Below are 17,214 nucleotides of genomic sequence, written 5' to 3' on the forward strand. Positions count from 1 at the left end.
TCTTGCTTACACTTTCATAAATGCAAGAACCGTGCCAACTTTTAAATATTGAAAACGCTTCATTTTTTATTTTTTGACCGTGCATTCCTTTGCAATATATGCAAAATATTGCATGCAACTTTATTCAATTTCGTATTTTTGCATTTTATAATATAAATTACGTATAGAAACACCAAGTTCTTTCGCCGTTTTTGTTTTATTTCCGTTATTTTTACTTAACGTCTTTTTTATAATACCCTCTTCATAACTCTCTAACATTTCCGTTAAGTTTCTGTTTTCCGGGATGAACATTTCTGTTTCTTCTTTTATATCTTCTTCATTTTTCGTGTTTAAATCAGGAATGTGAGATAAATCAATATACAGTTCATGATTATTCATAAAAATGATTGCACGACCTAAAATATTTTCCAATTCCCTTACATTACCTGGCCAATCATATTTCATTAAGTAAGTAATAGCACCTTCGGTTAACCCTTCAATTGTCCTACCATAATCTTGATTAATTTTTTGAATTAAATGGTTACAAAGGGAAGGTATATCCTCTTTTCTTTTTCTCAAAGACGGGATATGAATGGGCATTCTATTTAAACGATAATACAAATCCTCCCGAAAAGTACCTTCCACTATACCTTTTTCTAAATTGACGTTCGTTGCGGCAATAACTCGGACATTTATAGAAATCGGTTTCGTTCCTCCAACACGAACTATTTCACCTTCTTGTAATACCCTTAATAGTTTTGCTTGTGTATTAGCAGATAATTCTCCAATTTCATCCAAAAAAATACTACCATTATTCGCTTCTTCAAAAAGACCCTTTTTCCCTCCATGTTTAGCACCTGAAAAAGCACCTTCTTCATACCCGAATAATTCACTTTCTAGCAACGTTTCAGATATTGCTGCACAATTGACACGGATAAATTTATTATATTTTCGTTCACTTCCATTATGGATAGCGTGAGCAAACAGTTCTTTACCCGTTCCAGATTCTCCCCTTAACAAAACAGTAGCAGGTGTTCTTGCACCTAATTTAGCTTGCTCTACTGCCAATCGCATTTCTTCGGAAGAACCGATAATATCATCAAATGAATATTTCGCTTCAAGGGTTCGGATGATTTGTCGAGCACGGTTTAATTCATTCGTTAAGTTTTGTATTTCTGAAACATCATGAATGACCCCAACACTTCCTTTAAGCTTACCGTCCACGATCACTGGCGCAACATTGACAATTACTTCTCTTTTAGAAGGACCAACTTTCATTTTCACTCCACGAACAGCTCGTCTCGTTTCCAATACTTTCATATGCATACTTTCGCCTTCTGAAATATCGGCAGTAGCTGGCTTGCCGACAACTTGTTCTTCTTTCAAACCTGTGAGCCTAGAGTATGCACGGTTGATCATTAATCCTCGACCGAATTCATCAACTACCGAGATCGCATCATCTGAAGATTGAATAATGGATTCCAGCATAGACTGGATTTCCTTTAAGTTAGTCACTTCCTCCGCTAAATTCATTACTTCCGTAATATCTTTAAATACCGAGAATGCTCCTAATACATTTCCATCTTCATCGATGATTGGACTTCTAGTACTAATTACTCGTTTTCCATTTTCCAGAAGTAATTCGCTATTCTTTTCTACCCTTTTACTATGTAATACATTTGGTAATCTACTTGATGGTATTGTCTCCAAAATATGTTTGTGAAGTGCTTCTTTTTTTCTAACTCCAACAATTTTTTCTGCACTTTTATTATAAAAATTAATAATTCCCGCTGAATCAATTCCAATTAACCCATCGTGTAAATTATTAAAGATTAAATCTCGTTTATGTGACTCTTGTTGAAGTTTCGAAATTAACGCTTCATGCTTTTCGACTAATCTTGCAAATATAGAAGCAACACTTCCTGGAACGAGCACCGTTTTCTTGCCCTTTGCACCTCTAATTGCTTGAAAGACTTCATCTGAGCCAGTTGCTTCAATAATAATGTCGAGATCATCAGACAAATAATCTTGCCACTTAACTCCTGTGTCAATTCCCAAAGTAGTTGCAAACTTTAATCCCGGTGCATCTTCTCTAATGTCAACTATCCTTTTCACTAAAAACATTTCTGAATGCATAAGCATTCTTAGCATTGCAGAACCGCCTTTACCTGCGCCTACAATTAATACAGATTGCATAACAGACCCCTTATCAACTCATAATTTATATAAACCATGAAAAATTTTTCATACCCTTTTTCATTTGATTGAAAATGTTTGCACACTTTAATAATATATGTTATTGCTATTCCTTGCAACAGAATATCTGATATACTTATTTCAGATATTCTAGCATTTATAGGAAGTGAGGCTTTATGAGCTCATGCAACGAATTATTGCATTAACTATTTTAGTGTTGCCAGCATTGTTAGCTGTATTAGGTATTAAATTAATGAGAGATATGATTTTCGGCGTTTTGCACGCTCCTATTCCTTCATTATTGTTACAGTTCGTTGTCGGTCTTTTGTTTTTAGGAATTGGCCTTTGGTTTGTGGCTGGGTTTATATTTTACCGAGATCGAAAACGAAATAAAGTTCAAAATAGGTTTCAGAAAAAATGAGGCTGTCCTAAAAGTCAGTAGAAACTGACTTTTAGGACTTTTTTTGTTCGTTACCTCAATATGGATTTTAAAAATTTTATTAGTTAAGTACAAATTTCCCTATTGCATTGACCATATCACCCCCCCAGTCGTTCCGTAAGGTAAGTCACAAATAATTAAAATAAGCGCCCTCACAAATGTGAAGACGCCGATTACAATTATTTAAGTGGACATGACTCAATTTTTTCTCTAATTTGGAGCGCTTTTTCTGGATAATCCGTGAAGAAGCCGGATACATTCATGGCAAACATCTTTTTCATCGTTCTTTCATCATTCACTGTATACGGACGCACCTGGATTCCTTTACTTCCGGCAGCTTTAACGATCGCTTTAGTAGCAACTCCTTTATTAGGGTGTAAACTTTGCGCCCCTACAACATGTGCATAATTCCACGGTTCAAACAACCCTTCAGAGTATAGAATTGCTTTTTCAATGTGAGGCGCTATCCGATGTAGTTTAGAAATACTATAATGATTAAAACTAGAAAAGATTGTTTGTTTTTCTACTTTATAGAGCTTTACTAGTTCCACTACTTTTTCTTCTAGTCCTTCATAAGCAATTACACTGTTTTTTAATTCAATATTAATAAGTAAAGTCGTCTGACTTGCCCACTCCAAAACTTCCTGTAATGTTGGGATTGGACAAAAATCAAACTGTTTAAATTTAAATACTGCGTTTAATTGTTTTAATTCTTCCATCTTTTTATCTTTTACAAAACCAGAACCGTCTGTTGTTCGGTCAACTTTTTCATCATGTATGACAACAGGAACGCCATCTGAACTCAATTGGACATCCAGTTCAATTCCATCTGCCCCTACTTTTTTTGCTTGTTGAAAACTAATCATCGTATTTTCTGGATGCGTACCAGCCGCTCCTCTATGACCAAAAATTTTAGTATCCATATTTATCCTCCTACACCCTTTATCATTTGCCATCTGCCGAATATTTTAGTACAAATATATTATAATTAGTTGAAAGAGGTGATAAAATGAGACCTTTACAAATCTCTGCAGAAACAGCGCAAAAATTAGCAAAAGCATTAGACGTACCATTAGAACAAGTGATGCACACACCTCAACATATTTTAATTCAAAAGCTTATTGAAATAGAACGCGAAGAAGCAAGTAATCGTAAATAATGTTATACACAAGACAGCCATTACGTGAGATTCATCATTAAATATGGGTGTCTTTTTACTATGCAAAAAACACCCTTCAACTTAAGAAGGGTGTTTGAATTATTCTTTATTATCCTTACCCTCTCAAGAAGCTTTATGCTCCAAGCGAAGTTTATCAGCGACCATTGCGATGAATTCTGAGTTTGTTGGTTTAGCTTTAGACATGGAAACCGTATAACCGAATAAGGAGGAAATAGAATCTATGTTGCCACGGCTCCAGGCTACTTCAATCGCATGACGAATTGCACGCTCCACACGGCTTGCAGTAGTGTTAAACTTTTTAGCGATATCAGGGTATAAAACTTTTGTGATGGAGCCTAAAAGCTCAATATCGTTATATACCATAGAAATTGCTTCTCGTAAATATAAATATCCTTTTATATGTGCCGGAACTCCAATTTCATGAATAATACTAGTAATACTAGCATCTAAATTTTTCGTTTTCGGCTCTGAATGACGTACGAATGTTTGGTGTGAACTCTTGATGATTGGTGCAGCTTTACCACTAACTTGACGAATATTACTTACTAAATGTTCCATATCAAACGGTTTTAATATAAAATAAGATGCGCCTAACTCAACAGCTTTTTTTGTCACATCTTCTTGACCGAAGGCAGTTAACATAATAACATTCGGTTGTTTAGTTAGATTTAATGCTCTCATTCTTTCTAAGACAGCTAAACCATCTAAATGTGGCATAATAATATCTAATATAAGTACGTCTGGGTTACTTTTCTCAAGAAGCTGTAAACACTCTTGACCGTTACTAGCAGTACCAACAACTTCCATATCTTCCTGAGCTGAAATGTAATCTTCAAGCAACCCAACTAATTCTCGATTATCATCTACTACACAAACTTTAGTTTTCATCAAACAAATTTCCTCCTCAGTTCCATAAACATATTTGTCATCTATTTCTATTCTACATATTCATTTCGACAACGCAACAGCATTTCCTCTTATTTTTAAAAAAAATCGTAATTTTTATAGTAAATCTCGTTTTTTCTTCAGTTATCTGCTATTTTCGACTAATTACGATATTTGACACAATGATAGCAACAACTTTGTCGAAAAATCTTTATATTATGTTCATCATACATTAATTTAATCAATAATAAAAGAAAAAACGAGCAGTTTTCAGCTCGCTTTTTCCTCATCCTCTGTATTGTAAATATCAATCCCAGCTTCATTTAACATCCATTCAATATGAACTCCGTATCCGCTTGTTGGGTCATTAACAAATACATGAGTAACTGCTCCAATTATTTTTCCATCTTGAATTATTGGACTACCACTCATCCCTTGAACAATTCCCCCGGTTTTTTCCAAAAGTTTAGGATCTGTTATTTTTATTACCATCCCTTTTGTCGCTGGAAACTTTTGTTCTATTTTGCTTACAACTTCCACATCAAACTCTTCAACTTTATCTTCATCAACAACTGTTAATATTTTTGCTGGACCTTCCTTTACTTCATGCGGTAACGCAATAGGTAAAGCTTCGTCCATTTTTCCATTTTGAATATCTTTGTGTAATTTGCCAAATATACCAAATGGACTATTCCTTGTAATATCTCCAATTGCTTCTCGATCATTTGAAAATCTCGCGAGTTTTTCACCTGGTACACCGTTACTTCCTTTTTCTATCGACGTAACAGTCGAACGAACAATTTGTCCATCTTGAACGACAATTGGTTTCTTCGTATCCATATCAGAAATAACATGCCCTAGAGCTCCATATCTCATTGTTTTTGGATCGTAAAATGTCATCGTTCCAATTCCAGCAGCTGAATCCCTAATATATAATCCTATTCGGTATGAATCTTCATCTTTATCTTTTAACGGTGTTAATTCTGTTTCAATTGTTTCTTGCTCCCTTGCAATTTCTATTTGCAGAGACTCACCTTTTTTTCCTGCCTCTTGGACAAAAGGAGCAACATCACTCATTTGTTCAACGGTTTTGCCATTAATCTTCGTAATAATGTCTCCAACTTGAATTCCTGCAATTTCCCCAGGAGAATGCTTACCGTCAACTGTGTCTACTAAGTGGTGACCAACCACTAGCACGCCAACTGTATTTAGTTTTACACCTATTGATTGACCTCCAGGATAAACTTTATATTCCGGGATTACATCAACATTCATTTGTTTAATTGGAAATCCAGCCATTTCTAACAATACTTTTCCTTGGCCAGTTTTTCTTCCACTAACTGCTACCACTCCATCGTTATGTGAGACATCGACTGATGTGTCTGTCCCACCTACTTTTGCTTGAACTGGTAATGTTGCTGGAAAAGTTATCCCTTGTCCTTCGAAGACGGTTATTTTTGTAGGGATTTGAACATACTCTTTAAATGGTTGGAACACACATAACACCATGATGGAAACAAGGAGAAATGCGCCTATCATTTTTCTCGTTATATCTTTTTTCAACTGTTTCACTCTCCTCGCTCCTAACCCACACCTTTCATGGCTACATTACTAATATTGCCTCTTCTACCCTACATTTATAACTAACTTTATGATAAAAAACATACCCTTTTTGGATAATTTATACTTAGTGATATTTTTTGCATATTTCTTAACTATAATTTCAAGAATATACGTGTGTGAAAGAAAAAAATCAGAAGCACCGAATAAATAAAAAAGTGGTTATACAGGAATGTAATATTCCTATACAACCACGTTAAGCTTTTATTTAATTTCTTTTTGGCGATTAGCGAGTTGTAACAATTCTTTTGCATGTTTTTTCGTAAGTTCCGTAACTTCTATACCTGATATCATTCGTCCAATTTCGTTAACCTTTTCTTCGGTTGAAAGAATGTTAACTCTTGTTTTTGTTCGGTCTTTATCAATTTCTTTACTAATAAATAAATGCGTATCGCTCATTGCAGCGACTTGTGGTAAATGTGAAATACAAAGAACTTGTGATTCCACCGAAACAGAATAAATTTTGTTTGCAATTGCTTGAGCCACTTTTCCACTTACACCAGTATCTACTTCATCAAAAATAATCGATGTAATACCTTGATGTTGGGAAAAGATACTTTTCATCGCTAGCATTATACGCGATAACTCTCCACCTGAAGCAACTCTCGCTAACGGTTTTAACGGTTCGCCTGGATTTGTCGTTAAATAAAATTCTACTGCATCTACACCATTTTTTTGAAATTTATTATGAGAAGTAACGTTTACTTTGAAGTTTGCTTTTTCTAAATAAAGATCTCGTAGCTGTTCGTGAATTTTCTCTTCTAATGTTACAGCAGCCTTCGTTCTAGCTTCAGTTAAAGCTTTCGCTTCTAACAAAAGGTCTGATTCAACCGATTCAAGCTCCTGCTGTAGTTTGTGGATGTGAGAATCTTTATTTTGAATCGTTTCGAGTTCTTCTTCAATTTTTGCCGCATATTCTAAAATCTCTTCTACAGTACTTCCATACTTCTTTTTTAATTGCTTTATTTCACTTAATCGACCTTCTATAAAATCTAAACGTTCTGGGTCATATTCTAATTGGTCAATCTCATCACGAATATGATAAGAAGCTTCTTCCAATTGATAATAGGCATTAGAAATGGTTTCATAAATGGTACCCAATTTTGGATCGATTGCCTTTAGCGCTTCCGTTTCACTCATAGCATGTCCAACCCAATCTAACCCTTTTTGTTCACCATGAAGACTATAATAGCTATTGTTTAACGCTTGGAAAAGTTTTTGATAGTTACTAATTTTATTTCTTTCAGCCAGTAGTTCTTCCTCTTCTTTCGGCTGTAGTTTAGCATTATTAATTTCTTCTAGTTGGAACTGAATTAAATCTAACCGATGTGCCATTTGTTGTTCATTTGTCGTTAAATCATTCAATCTTACCTCTAAACTTTTATAATGATCGTATACGTTATTGTACGCTTCCACACACTTGTTTATCGTTTCATTTCCGAATTGATCTAATAGGTCGATATGTAAATCAGCATTCATTAATTCTTGATGTTCGTGCTGCCCGTGAATGTCTACTAACGTACGCCCAACTTCTCTTAAAACGGAAATAGTTACTAATTTCCCGTTCACTCTACAAACACTTTTTCCTGATGCATGAATTTCCCTACGAAGCACGACCATATTATCATCTAATTCAATTCCAAGCTCATGACAAACGTGAATACATGGATGTTTTTCACTTTCTATTAGAAAAAGACCTTCAATTTCCGCCCTCTTTTCTCCATGCCTCACAAATTCTTGCGAACCTCGCCCACCTGCTAAAAGGTGGATGGCATCAATAATAATCGATTTACCCGCACCTGTTTCACCTGTTAATACCGTTAAACCTTTATCAAACGAAATAGATACCGCTTCGATTATTGCAAAGTTTTTTATCGAAAGTTCTGCAATCATAATACCTCACCTTATTTTTCTTTCTTGTTTTAAAGCATTCCTAAAAACTTGTCTGACAGCTGATTTGCTTCTTCTGGAGTACGACAAATAATTAAACAAGTATCATCTCCACAAATTGTGCCTAATATTTCAACCCAATCTAAATTATCTATTAAAACTCCAATTGCATTAGCATTACCAGGCATTGTTTTCATTACGATCATATGGCCAGCAACATCTAATTTCACGAAAGCATCAAGTAGTGATTTTCTTAGCTTTTGTAACGGGTTAAAACGCTGATCTGCTGGAAGGCTATATTTATAACGACCATCCTGCATTGGAACCTTTACTAAATGTAATTCTTTTATATCTCGAGAAACCGTTGCTTGAGTTACATTAAAGCCTAACCCTTTTAATAAATCGACTAATTCATCTTGTGTTTCAATTTCGCGATTTGTAATGAGCTCCCTAATTTTTATATGTCTCTGCCCCTTAGTCATTCATTGACCCCCTAATATTAAATAATAGCAATTCCTTCTAATATATACCTTTATCGTAAATCAATCATTGAATAATTAAAAGATTTTTTTCTTCAAAATAACTCTAATTTACGAAGAAAAATCAGTATTATGTCGAAAAGTTTCTTTTTTATCGTTTCATAATAATGTTTTCATTAATCTAAAAAATAGGGAATAACTTTTTATAGTTATTCCCCTTTTGCAGCTCGAAGTTGTGCATGTGCTTGGCTAACGACTTCTTCGATCGACTCATTTAATTTTATTTCATTCTTATGGTCTTCACCATAGTAAGAAAGGTGGAGTAAAAATTCAATGTTCCCATCACCACCTGTTATTGGTGAAAACGATAAGTTTTCAATTACATACTGTTGGTTTAAGGCAAATTGAATAATGTCATGTAACACTTGTTCATGTACTTTAGCGTCACGTACAATCCCTTTTTTACCAACTTGCTCTCGACCTGCTTCAAATTGTGGTTTTACTAAGGCAACAACGTCACTACCAGGAACTAAAAGTCCTTTTAAAACAGGTAGTATTAATCTTAGCGAAATGAAAGATACATCAATTGATGCAAACTCAGGCATTCCTTCTGTTAAATCACTTGGGGTAACATAACGGAAGTTTGTTCGTTCCATTACGATAACTCTTTCATCTTGACGTAACTTCCACGCAAGTTGGTTGTATCCAACATCCAAAGCATAGCTTTTTTTCACACCATTTTGCAGTGCACAATCCGTAAAACCACCAGTAGAAGCTCCTATATCTATCATCATTTTGTCTTTTATATTTAAATTGAATACTTTTAATGCTTTTTCTAGCTTAAGGCCACCTCTACTTACGTAAGGAAGTACGTTTCCCTTTATCGTAAGAGGAGCATCAATTGCAATTTTTTCTCCGGGCTTGTCTAAGCGTTCCTCATTCGAATATACTAACCCAGCCATTACGGATCTTTTAGCTTTTTCCCGAGAATCAACTAAACCTCTTTCAACTAGTAAAACATCAATTCTTTCTTTTTTTGTCATGTTGTTATGCCCTTTTTTGTTTTCTTCTTGCAATCGTCTTTATTGTCCGCACAACTTCAGGAGTTGTGAGTCCTATTTCTTCTAATAACGCCTTTACACTACCATGTTCAATAAAACGATCTGGTATACCCATACGTTTAATTGGGGAAGCATAGCCATGATCATTTGCAAATTCTAACACCGCACTTCCGAAGCCCCCTTGTAAAACGGCTTCTTCAATTGTTAATAACGGCATACAATCTTCCAATAAACTATGAAGCATCCCTTCGTCCATCGGTTTAATAAAGCGAGCGTTAATTACTTTAACAGAAACATCCTCTTTTTCTAGAAGTTCAGCTGCTTCCAATGCCATCGGAATGGTTGTACCAAATGTTAAAATTGCTGCATCGCTACCTTCTTTTAACACTTCCCAAGAGCCAATCGGAATTTGTTTAAGCTCTTCGTCCATTTTCACCCCTAGACCATTACCTCTAGGGAAACGTAGTGCAATCGGGCCATCATCATACGTTAAAGATGTATGTACCATATGTTGGCCTTCGTTCTCATCTTTCGGCATCATTAGTACTAAATTAGGCAAGTGACGTAAAAATGCTATATCAAATACCCCTTGGTGAGTTTCTCCATCTTCACCAACTAAGCCCGAACGGTCAATACCGATAAATACGTTTAAATTCGGACGGCAAATATCATGAACTACTTGGTCATACGCACGTTGTAAAAACGTAGAGTATATTGCTAAAAACGGCTTCATTTTTTGAGTAGCCAGTCCAGCAGCCATGGTGGTAGCATGCTGTTCTGCAATACCTACATCGTACATTCTTTCCGGGAACTCACTAGCAAAACCAACTAATTTAGAGCCTACTGGCATTGCTGGTGTAATCGCAACAATACGCTCGTCTTCTCTAGCCAGTCTTCTAACTGTTTCACTTATAACACTACTCCATGCAGGTGGTGCACTAACAGGTTTAATTAAATCTCCTGTTTCTATTTTATATGGACCTGTACCATGCCACGTTCCAACCTTATCTGTTTCAGCAGGCTTAAACCCTTTACCTTTTTTCGTTATTACATGAACGATTACCGGACCTTCTGTTTTCTTCGCATATTGTAAATTCTCAAAAAGCTCCTGATAATTATGACCATCAATTGGACCTAAATAAGTAAAGCCGAGCTCTTCAAAGAACATTCCGCTTACAAGTAAATATTTCACACTGTCTTTAATTCTTTCCGCAGTGGAAGCTAGCTTTCCACCAACTGCCGGAATTTTCTTCAACAGCATTTCTAATTCATCTTTTACCCAATTATACTTTCCAGCTGTTCGTAGTCTTCCTAAAACGCTATGAAGTGCTCCAACGTTCGGAGCAATCGACATTTCATTATCATTCAAGATAACAATCATGTTTTTCTTCTCATGTCCAATATGGTTAAGTGCCTCTAAAGCCATTCCACCGGTTAGAGCTCCATCACCAATAATTGGGATAACGTGCTCTTTTGTACCTTTAATATCTCTTGCCGCAACCATACCCATTGCAGCAGAAAGAGAAGTGGAGGAATGTCCGGTTTCCCATACATCATGTTCACTTTCAATCATTTTCGGGAATCCACATAGACCTTTATATTGGCGTAACGTATCAAATTCACAGGCACGACCAGTTAATATCTTATGAACATATGATTGATGTCCAACGTCCCATAAAAGTTTATCTTTTGGGCTATCAAAAACTTTATGAAGAGCAATAGTTAGTTCTACCACACCTAAGTTAGGACCAATATGTCCCCCTGTTTTGGATAACTTCTCAATTAAAAATTGACGGATATCTGCACTTAGTGCTTCCAACTCTTCCGTTGACATCTTTTTTAATATTTGTGGGCTTGTAATCTTTGTAACATCCAAGAGGGACCACTCTCTTTCCTTACTTTTTTCGTTTTCTTTTTTTCTTATTTTTATTATCCTTCAAAATAGTAATTTTAAAGTTATTTTCTAATAAATGAAACACTTTCCCAGCTTGAAAAATAATGGGAGTTGAATATTTCATTGCTAACGACTTCCCAAATGCTTTACCACCAACAGTAAGCGCAGCTACAACACTTGTAAAAACGACAGAGATAACGTAATGAAAAGCGGAATCCTCTTGATGCTGCATAGAAAGTGTAAATTGAATTACCACTATAGCTGAAGCTGTACCACTAATAATACCAGATATATCTCCAATTACATCATTACAAAAGCTCGCGAATCGGTCGGCATTTCGAACGATATGAATCGATTGTTTTGCACCAAATACTTTTTCTGATGCCATTGCATGAAACGGTGTTTCGTCAGCAGCAGTTGCTGCAATACCGACCATATCAAAAAATATACCAATTAACACAATAATAAAAACGATTAACATTCCAATCGCCCATGTTACGCCAGATAAGAGTAGCGTAGAAACGATTGAAAAAATAGCCGCTAACACAAGCGTGATAACGGCAATCGCTAGACTCCAATTTATTGCGTCTTTAAACTTATTTATCATGTATTCATTTCCTTAATTATATCTATATAGTTTTCCACGTTCCTAATAATATGTAAGTGGAGTGGTCATATATAGAGTAAAGACTGCGGCTTAGGTCCAGTAGGTTTTCCCAAGCAAGTACTCGGTGTCGCCATCCGAGCGGTTCCCCTTTAAACTCACCTTAACAGTGTCGCCAGCTGTTAGACTGGATTACCACTTAGTCCGCACTATAATCCTCTATATATGTCATAAAGGAACAGTCTAGGAGTTTTCCTCCACAACCCTTAACCTTTTCTTAGCCTCTTTTGCAGAGCAGATTTCATATAGCTTAATTAGGAAATAAAAACTGGCCTTGCTTTTAATTCCCTCTGTACCTACAATCCCCTCTAACTCCACTCAAGGCAGGCTACGCTGCATTCTTTTTCCCCATGTAAAAAGAATAAGCAGGTTTATCACCATTCCGCTCCTCTCCCTTTATAAGACGAAAAGCAAAAAATGGGCCTCCGCGGAAGCAGGGTCCACGCCCACATGCCTTTGTGGATCGCCCTACTTCCTTTACTCCCTGCATCAACCCAAAGCTGGGCGCCTCAAGCCGACACAAGAAACTTCATCGATGTGCCCTTTAGCGGATTTTTAGGCCCGCCTTCCAAAAAGGTAGATTGACTAGAATACTGCACCACTCCTGTAAGTACCATAAATTATAACATATCGTTTAAAAACACTCAATCTTGAAAGACTTTAATGGTCTCGGTTACCAATTAAGTCACAAACTTGATGAAGGAGGTCATTTTTCAGTTCGAGAGAGGAAAGAAGGGCTTTTGCCGCACTAATATGCTCTTGTAATTTATCCTTGGCACCTTCCAACGTTAACAGAGATGGATATGTCACTTTATCATTAGCTGTATCAGAACCTACTCTTTTACCTATTTTTTCTTGTTCTCCTTCTATATCTAGAATATCGTCTTTAATTTGGAAAGCAAGTCCTATGTGATAAGCAACTTCTCTTAGTTTTTTGATTTCTTCTTCTGAAGCGTTAGCAAGTGTCGCACCAGCTACTAAACTAAATTCTAATAGCTTACCTGTTTTATGCTCATGAATATAGATTAAATCATTTAAACTTAAACTTTTTCCTTCACCTTCCATATCAGCTACTTGACCACCTACCATTCCTTCAGGGCCTGCTGCCATCGCTAACTCTTCTACTAATTTCATTCCTGTTAACGGGTCTATTTTATATTCCTTTATAAGCCTAGTAATCACTTGAAAGCTGAACGTAAGTAGGGCATCACCCGCTAGGACCGCCATCGCTTCTCCGAACACTTTATGGTTCGTTAGTTTACCACGTCTGTAATCATCGTCATCCATACAAGGTAAGTCATCATGAATTAGAGAATATGTATGAATCATTTCAACAGCAGCTGCCACCGGTAAACCAATTGCTTCATCTTTGCCGAATGATTGCAAAGTAGCCAACAACAATAGTGGTCTAATTCTTTTCCCGCCCGCATCTAATGAGTATTTCATTGCATCCACAATAACAGTAGGTGCATGAAGTTCAGATATATTGGCTGTTAAATATTCTTCTACTAATTGTTTATTTTCTTTGAAAAATTGCTCTAAATTTACTAATTCCATTTATTCCTCCTCCTGTACAGAGAAGGGCTCCAGCTCCCCATTTTCGCGGAGGATTTGTTCCATTTGTGCTTCTACATGCTTTAATCGGTCATGGCAATGCTTAGAAAGATTCATACCTTCTTTATAATAAGTTATAGCCTCTTCTAACGGAACATCCCCATGTTCTAATTTTTCTACTATACGTTCTAACTGCTTTATTGCATCCTCAAATGAAAGTTCATTCTTTTTCTCACTCATCCTTTTGTTCCTCCTTAACACTTTTTACTTCACAGTTTATAAAGCCATTTTGAACATGAATGGACATTTGATCTCCAATTTTCGTTTGCTCTACTCGTTTAATAACATCGTTATTTTCGTTATAAGCAATACTGTATCCTCTATTCATAATTTTCAACGGACTTAATGCATCAATTTGAGATAGCCTTTTATCAAATTCCCATTTCTTCTTTTGCAAAACCTGTAGCATAGCTTTTTGAAGTAATTTCGTTTGACTAGCTACGAGATTTTCTCCATCCGATACTTGTTTTTTCGGATGATGGCGACGAATCAACTCGTGTCTCCGCTCCCATTCGTTTCGTTTCCGTTCTATCGTACGTTTTATGTTGTAGTCTAAAAGTTCCATCATCCGGTCTAATTGTTGCTCTTTTTGTACATATAACTGTTTAGGATTTCTAAATGCATATGATTTTTGGATAGAGGATAGCTGTTCTTTCCGCTTAGAAAGAATGTGATAAGATGCTCTATGTAATCTTGTTTTTCTATCTAATAACTTATCCATTAAGTCTTTTATGTGAGGTACAGCTAATTCGGCTGCCGCTGTCGGTGTTGGAGCCCTTAAATCAGCTACCCAATCTGCAATTGTAAAATCTGTTTCATGCCCAACTGCAGAAATAATAGGTGTTTTCGATGCAAAAATTTCTCGAGCTACTATTTCTTCATTAAAAGCCCATAACTCTTCAATCGAACCGCCTCCACGTCCGACAATTAGCACATCCATATTAAGCTCGTTTGCCTGCTTTATAGCTTGAACAATGGACGGTGCTGCATTTCCACCTTGAACAAGTGCAGGGACAACAATAATTTGAGAAATAGGATAACGGCGCTTAATTGTTGTAATAATATCACGTACAGCCGCGCCAGTTGGCGATGTAATCACACCAATTTTTTCAGGAAAAGGTGGAATAGCTTTTTTATATTTCGCATCAAATAATCCCTCTTCAGATAGCTTTTTCTTTAATTGCTCGTAAGCTAAATATAAGCTACCAATTCCATCAGGCTGCATTTCTTTAATGTAAATTTGGTATTGCCCACTGCCTTCGTAGACCGTTATTTCTCCACGTACTAATACTTTCATCCCTTCCTCAGGTTTAAAAGGAAGGTTTCGATTATTTCCTGCAAACATGACAGCCTGCAGTCTCGCATTTTCATCCTTTAGTGTAAAATACATATGGCCACGACTATGTTGCTTATAGTTGGATATTTCCCCTTTAACTAAAACATCTTGTAAATGAGGATCTACATCGAACTTTCGTTTAATATATTTCGTTAGTGCCGTAACAGTTAAATACTTTTGTTCACTCATTCATAATGCTCCTTTTTGAAGCGTTTTCCTTATAATTTTCAAACAAAAAAAGAGACGAAGAATTTTGTCGTTTTCTTCCCCTCTTAACATATCATATTATGTTGAAACCGAAAAGTAGCAGGTTTTATGTACTACTTTTACTAAGTTTATTTGCTTTTTTACTAGCAGATTGAAGCGTATTTTGAAGTAACATCGTGATTGTCATTGGACCTACACCACCCGGAACTGGTGTAATATAACTTGCAACTTCTTTCACTTCCTGAAAATTTACATCTCCACAAAGCTTACCGTTCTCTAGTCGATTTACACCGACATCAATTACAATCGCCCCGTCTTTAACAAAATTAGCTGTGATAATATTCGGTTTGCCAACAGCAACAATTAAAATATCTGCACGTTTCGTGATTTCTTCCATATTTTTTGTTTTCGAATGACAATAAGTAATGGTCGCGTCTTCTTTTAAAAATAATTGACCCACTGGTTTTCCAACGATATTACTTCGTCCAATAACAACGACATGTTTGCCAGTAATACTTACCTTTAATGATTTAATCATCTCTAAAATTCCGTAAGGTGTACACGGAAGGAACGTTTCTTGATTAATCATCATACGCCCAATGTTGATTGGATGAAAACCATCTACATCCTTTTCTGGAGAGATTTTTTCAATTATAGCAAGCTCATTTATATGTTTAGGTAAAGGCAACTGAACTAATATACCGTCAATAGCACAATCTTTGTTAAAGTCGTCTATTCTATTAACTAATTCACTTTCTGTTAACGAGGTAGGATATTGTTCTACGATACATTTAATTCCCGCTTCTTCACATGCTTTCTTTTTTGCTTTTACATACGAGTGAGAAGCTGGATCGTCTCCTACTAATATTACAGCTAGTGTAGGCTGTACAGATTTAGATGAAATTAGTTGTTCTACTCTTTCTTTAATATAGGATCGTTTTTCTGTCGCTAGTTCTTTTCCTGAAATGATGACTGCTGACATGCAGTTTCCCCCTTACCCTCTAAAGAATGATCGAGCTACTAGGTTTGTATCGTATAAAAATATATTAAGATACTGTCTGCTGAACTTTTGAAAGGACTGCATTTACAAATTTACTCGATTTTTCATCGCCGAATTTTTTTGCTAGCTCTATTGCTTCGTCCATACTCACTTTTACCGGAACGTCATCTAAATACTTCATTTCATAAACTGCAATGCGAAGTATTGTCCTGTCTACGTTTCCTAAACGGTCAAAAGACCAATTTTCTAAGTGGTTCACTATAATTTCATCGATTTCTTGTAAGTTGTTGTAAGTACCTGTTACTAAACTATGTAAAAAAGGATCTGATTGTTCATTATCCTCTAGTACATATTGAATGGCTTCATCCGGAGTTATTTCACTCTTTCCAAATTGAAAAATGGCTTGTAACGCTTTTTCTCTGGCTAAACTTCTTTTCATTTTGCTTTTCTCCTTATATTGAAGTTAAAGAGTATAAAATGATAATAGCACACTTTTTTTTAAAAAAGTATACTATTTTCTTCATTTTTTCACCCAAAACCCAAACATTTTATTATTTTTTTATTATTTTCATTCGTTTTTAGCGGAGTATCTATAAAGACTAATCACACATAAACTACCGATACAATAGATGACGGTATTTTTATAGTAGCTAACAATTTTCTCTTTAAAAAGATATATTCAACGATTCTATTCTTTTTTTCATCTTTTCCGACTATTGTTGCGTTTATACAACGATGATTCCTTCATAAATAGATAATGCACTTCAACA

The 17,214-nt window shown here is 35.7% G+C and carries 16 protein-coding genes; 2 read left to right on the forward strand and 14 right to left on the reverse strand.

The window, feature by feature from the left end; translation table 11 throughout:
- Positions 1 to 120: 120 nt before the first annotated feature.
- Entirely contained in the window at positions 121 to 2,175 is a 2,055-nt protein-coding gene (locus BC6307_RS14620; RefSeq protein WP_066412982.1) for a sigma-54 interaction domain-containing protein, read from the reverse strand.
- A gap of 184 nt (positions 2,176 to 2,359) precedes the next feature.
- On the opposite strand from BC6307_RS14620, the gene BC6307_RS14625 reads away from it, so the two are divergent.
- Positions 2,360 to 2,596 (forward strand): DUF2627 domain-containing protein, encoded by a 237-nt coding sequence (locus BC6307_RS14625; RefSeq protein WP_066412980.1) that lies wholly within the window; start codon positions 2,360 to 2,362, stop codon positions 2,594 to 2,596.
- A gap of 197 nt (positions 2,597 to 2,793) precedes the next feature.
- Here BC6307_RS14625 and BC6307_RS14630 read toward each other — a convergent pair whose 3' ends face one another.
- Positions 2,794 to 3,537 carry a glycerophosphodiester phosphodiesterase gene (locus BC6307_RS14630; protein WP_066412977.1) on the reverse strand — a complete coding sequence of 248 codons (744 nt, stop codon included), beginning with the start codon at positions 3,535 to 3,537 and terminating at the stop codon, positions 2,794 to 2,796.
- An 86-nt stretch (positions 3,538 to 3,623) separates the two neighbouring features.
- Between BC6307_RS14630 and BC6307_RS14635 the strand changes: the two genes are divergently transcribed.
- The gene (locus BC6307_RS14635; protein WP_084380230.1) at positions 3,624 to 3,773 is read left to right on the forward strand and encodes a YycC family protein; all 150 of its coding nucleotides are present in this window, start codon (positions 3,624 to 3,626) and stop codon (positions 3,771 to 3,773) included.
- Positions 3,774 to 3,896: 123 nt separating this feature from the next.
- On the opposite strand, the gene spo0A is transcribed toward BC6307_RS14635, so the two are convergent.
- The 12 genes from spo0A to nusB all read right to left on the reverse strand — a co-directional run bounded on the left by spo0A (position 3,897) and on the right by nusB (position 16,883).
- Positions 3,897 to 4,685 carry a sporulation transcription factor Spo0A gene (gene spo0A, locus BC6307_RS14640; protein ID WP_066412973.1) on the reverse strand — a complete coding sequence of 263 codons (789 nt, stop codon included), beginning with the start codon at positions 4,683 to 4,685 and terminating at the stop codon, positions 3,897 to 3,899.
- A gap of 264 nt (positions 4,686 to 4,949) precedes the next feature.
- Entirely contained in the window at positions 4,950 to 6,242 is a 1,293-nt protein-coding gene (gene spoIVB / locus BC6307_RS14645; protein ID WP_094366141.1) for a SpoIVB peptidase, read from the reverse strand.
- 261 nt (positions 6,243 to 6,503) lie between these two features.
- Complete coding sequence (gene recN, locus BC6307_RS14650) at positions 6,504 to 8,192, reverse strand: DNA repair protein RecN (RefSeq protein ID WP_066412971.1); 1,689 nt, start codon at positions 8,190 to 8,192, stop codon at positions 6,504 to 6,506.
- Between the two features lie 29 nt (positions 8,193 to 8,221).
- The gene (gene ahrC / locus BC6307_RS14655) at positions 8,222 to 8,671 is read right to left on the reverse strand and encodes a transcriptional regulator AhrC/ArgR (protein WP_066412969.1); all 450 of its coding nucleotides are present in this window, start codon (positions 8,669 to 8,671) and stop codon (positions 8,222 to 8,224) included.
- A 206-nt stretch (positions 8,672 to 8,877) separates the two neighbouring features.
- Positions 8,878 to 9,711, reverse strand: a complete 834-nt coding sequence (locus BC6307_RS14660) for a TlyA family RNA methyltransferase (RefSeq protein WP_066412967.1) — start codon at positions 9,709 to 9,711, stop codon at positions 8,878 to 8,880.
- Between the two features lie 4 nt (positions 9,712 to 9,715).
- On the reverse strand, positions 9,716 to 11,605 hold the full coding sequence (dxs, locus tag BC6307_RS14665) for a 1-deoxy-D-xylulose-5-phosphate synthase (protein WP_066412965.1): 1,890 nt from the start codon (positions 11,603 to 11,605) through the stop codon (positions 9,716 to 9,718).
- 19 nt (positions 11,606 to 11,624) lie between these two features.
- Complete coding sequence (locus tag BC6307_RS14670) at positions 11,625 to 12,230, reverse strand: hypothetical protein (RefSeq protein ID WP_066412962.1); 606 nt, start codon at positions 12,228 to 12,230, stop codon at positions 11,625 to 11,627.
- A 717-nt stretch (positions 12,231 to 12,947) separates the two neighbouring features.
- Entirely contained in the window at positions 12,948 to 13,844 is an 897-nt protein-coding gene (locus tag BC6307_RS14675; protein WP_066412959.1) for a polyprenyl synthetase family protein, read from the reverse strand.
- Entirely contained in the window at positions 13,845 to 14,081 is a 237-nt protein-coding gene (locus BC6307_RS14680) for an exodeoxyribonuclease VII small subunit (protein ID WP_066412956.1), read from the reverse strand.
- Positions 14,074 to 15,426, reverse strand: coding sequence for an exodeoxyribonuclease VII large subunit (gene xseA / locus BC6307_RS14685; RefSeq protein ID WP_066412953.1), 1,353 nt, complete (start codon positions 15,424 to 15,426; stop codon positions 14,074 to 14,076). Before xseA ends, BC6307_RS14680 begins: the two co-directional genes overlap by 8 nt.
- A 124-nt stretch (positions 15,427 to 15,550) precedes the next feature.
- Positions 15,551 to 16,426 carry a bifunctional methylenetetrahydrofolate dehydrogenase/methenyltetrahydrofolate cyclohydrolase FolD gene (folD, locus tag BC6307_RS14690; RefSeq protein WP_066412948.1) on the reverse strand — a complete coding sequence of 292 codons (876 nt, stop codon included), beginning with the start codon at positions 16,424 to 16,426 and terminating at the stop codon, positions 15,551 to 15,553.
- Between the two features lie 64 nt (positions 16,427 to 16,490).
- Positions 16,491 to 16,883: a transcription antitermination factor NusB gene (gene nusB / locus BC6307_RS14695; protein ID WP_066412947.1), complete on the reverse strand. Its 393-nt coding sequence runs from the start codon at positions 16,881 to 16,883 to the stop codon at positions 16,491 to 16,493.
- Positions 16,884 to 17,214 lie beyond the last annotated feature (331 nt).

Source organism: Sutcliffiella cohnii (assembly GCF_002250055.1).
GTDB lineage: Bacteria > Bacillota > Bacilli > Bacillales > Bacillaceae_I > Sutcliffiella > Sutcliffiella cohnii.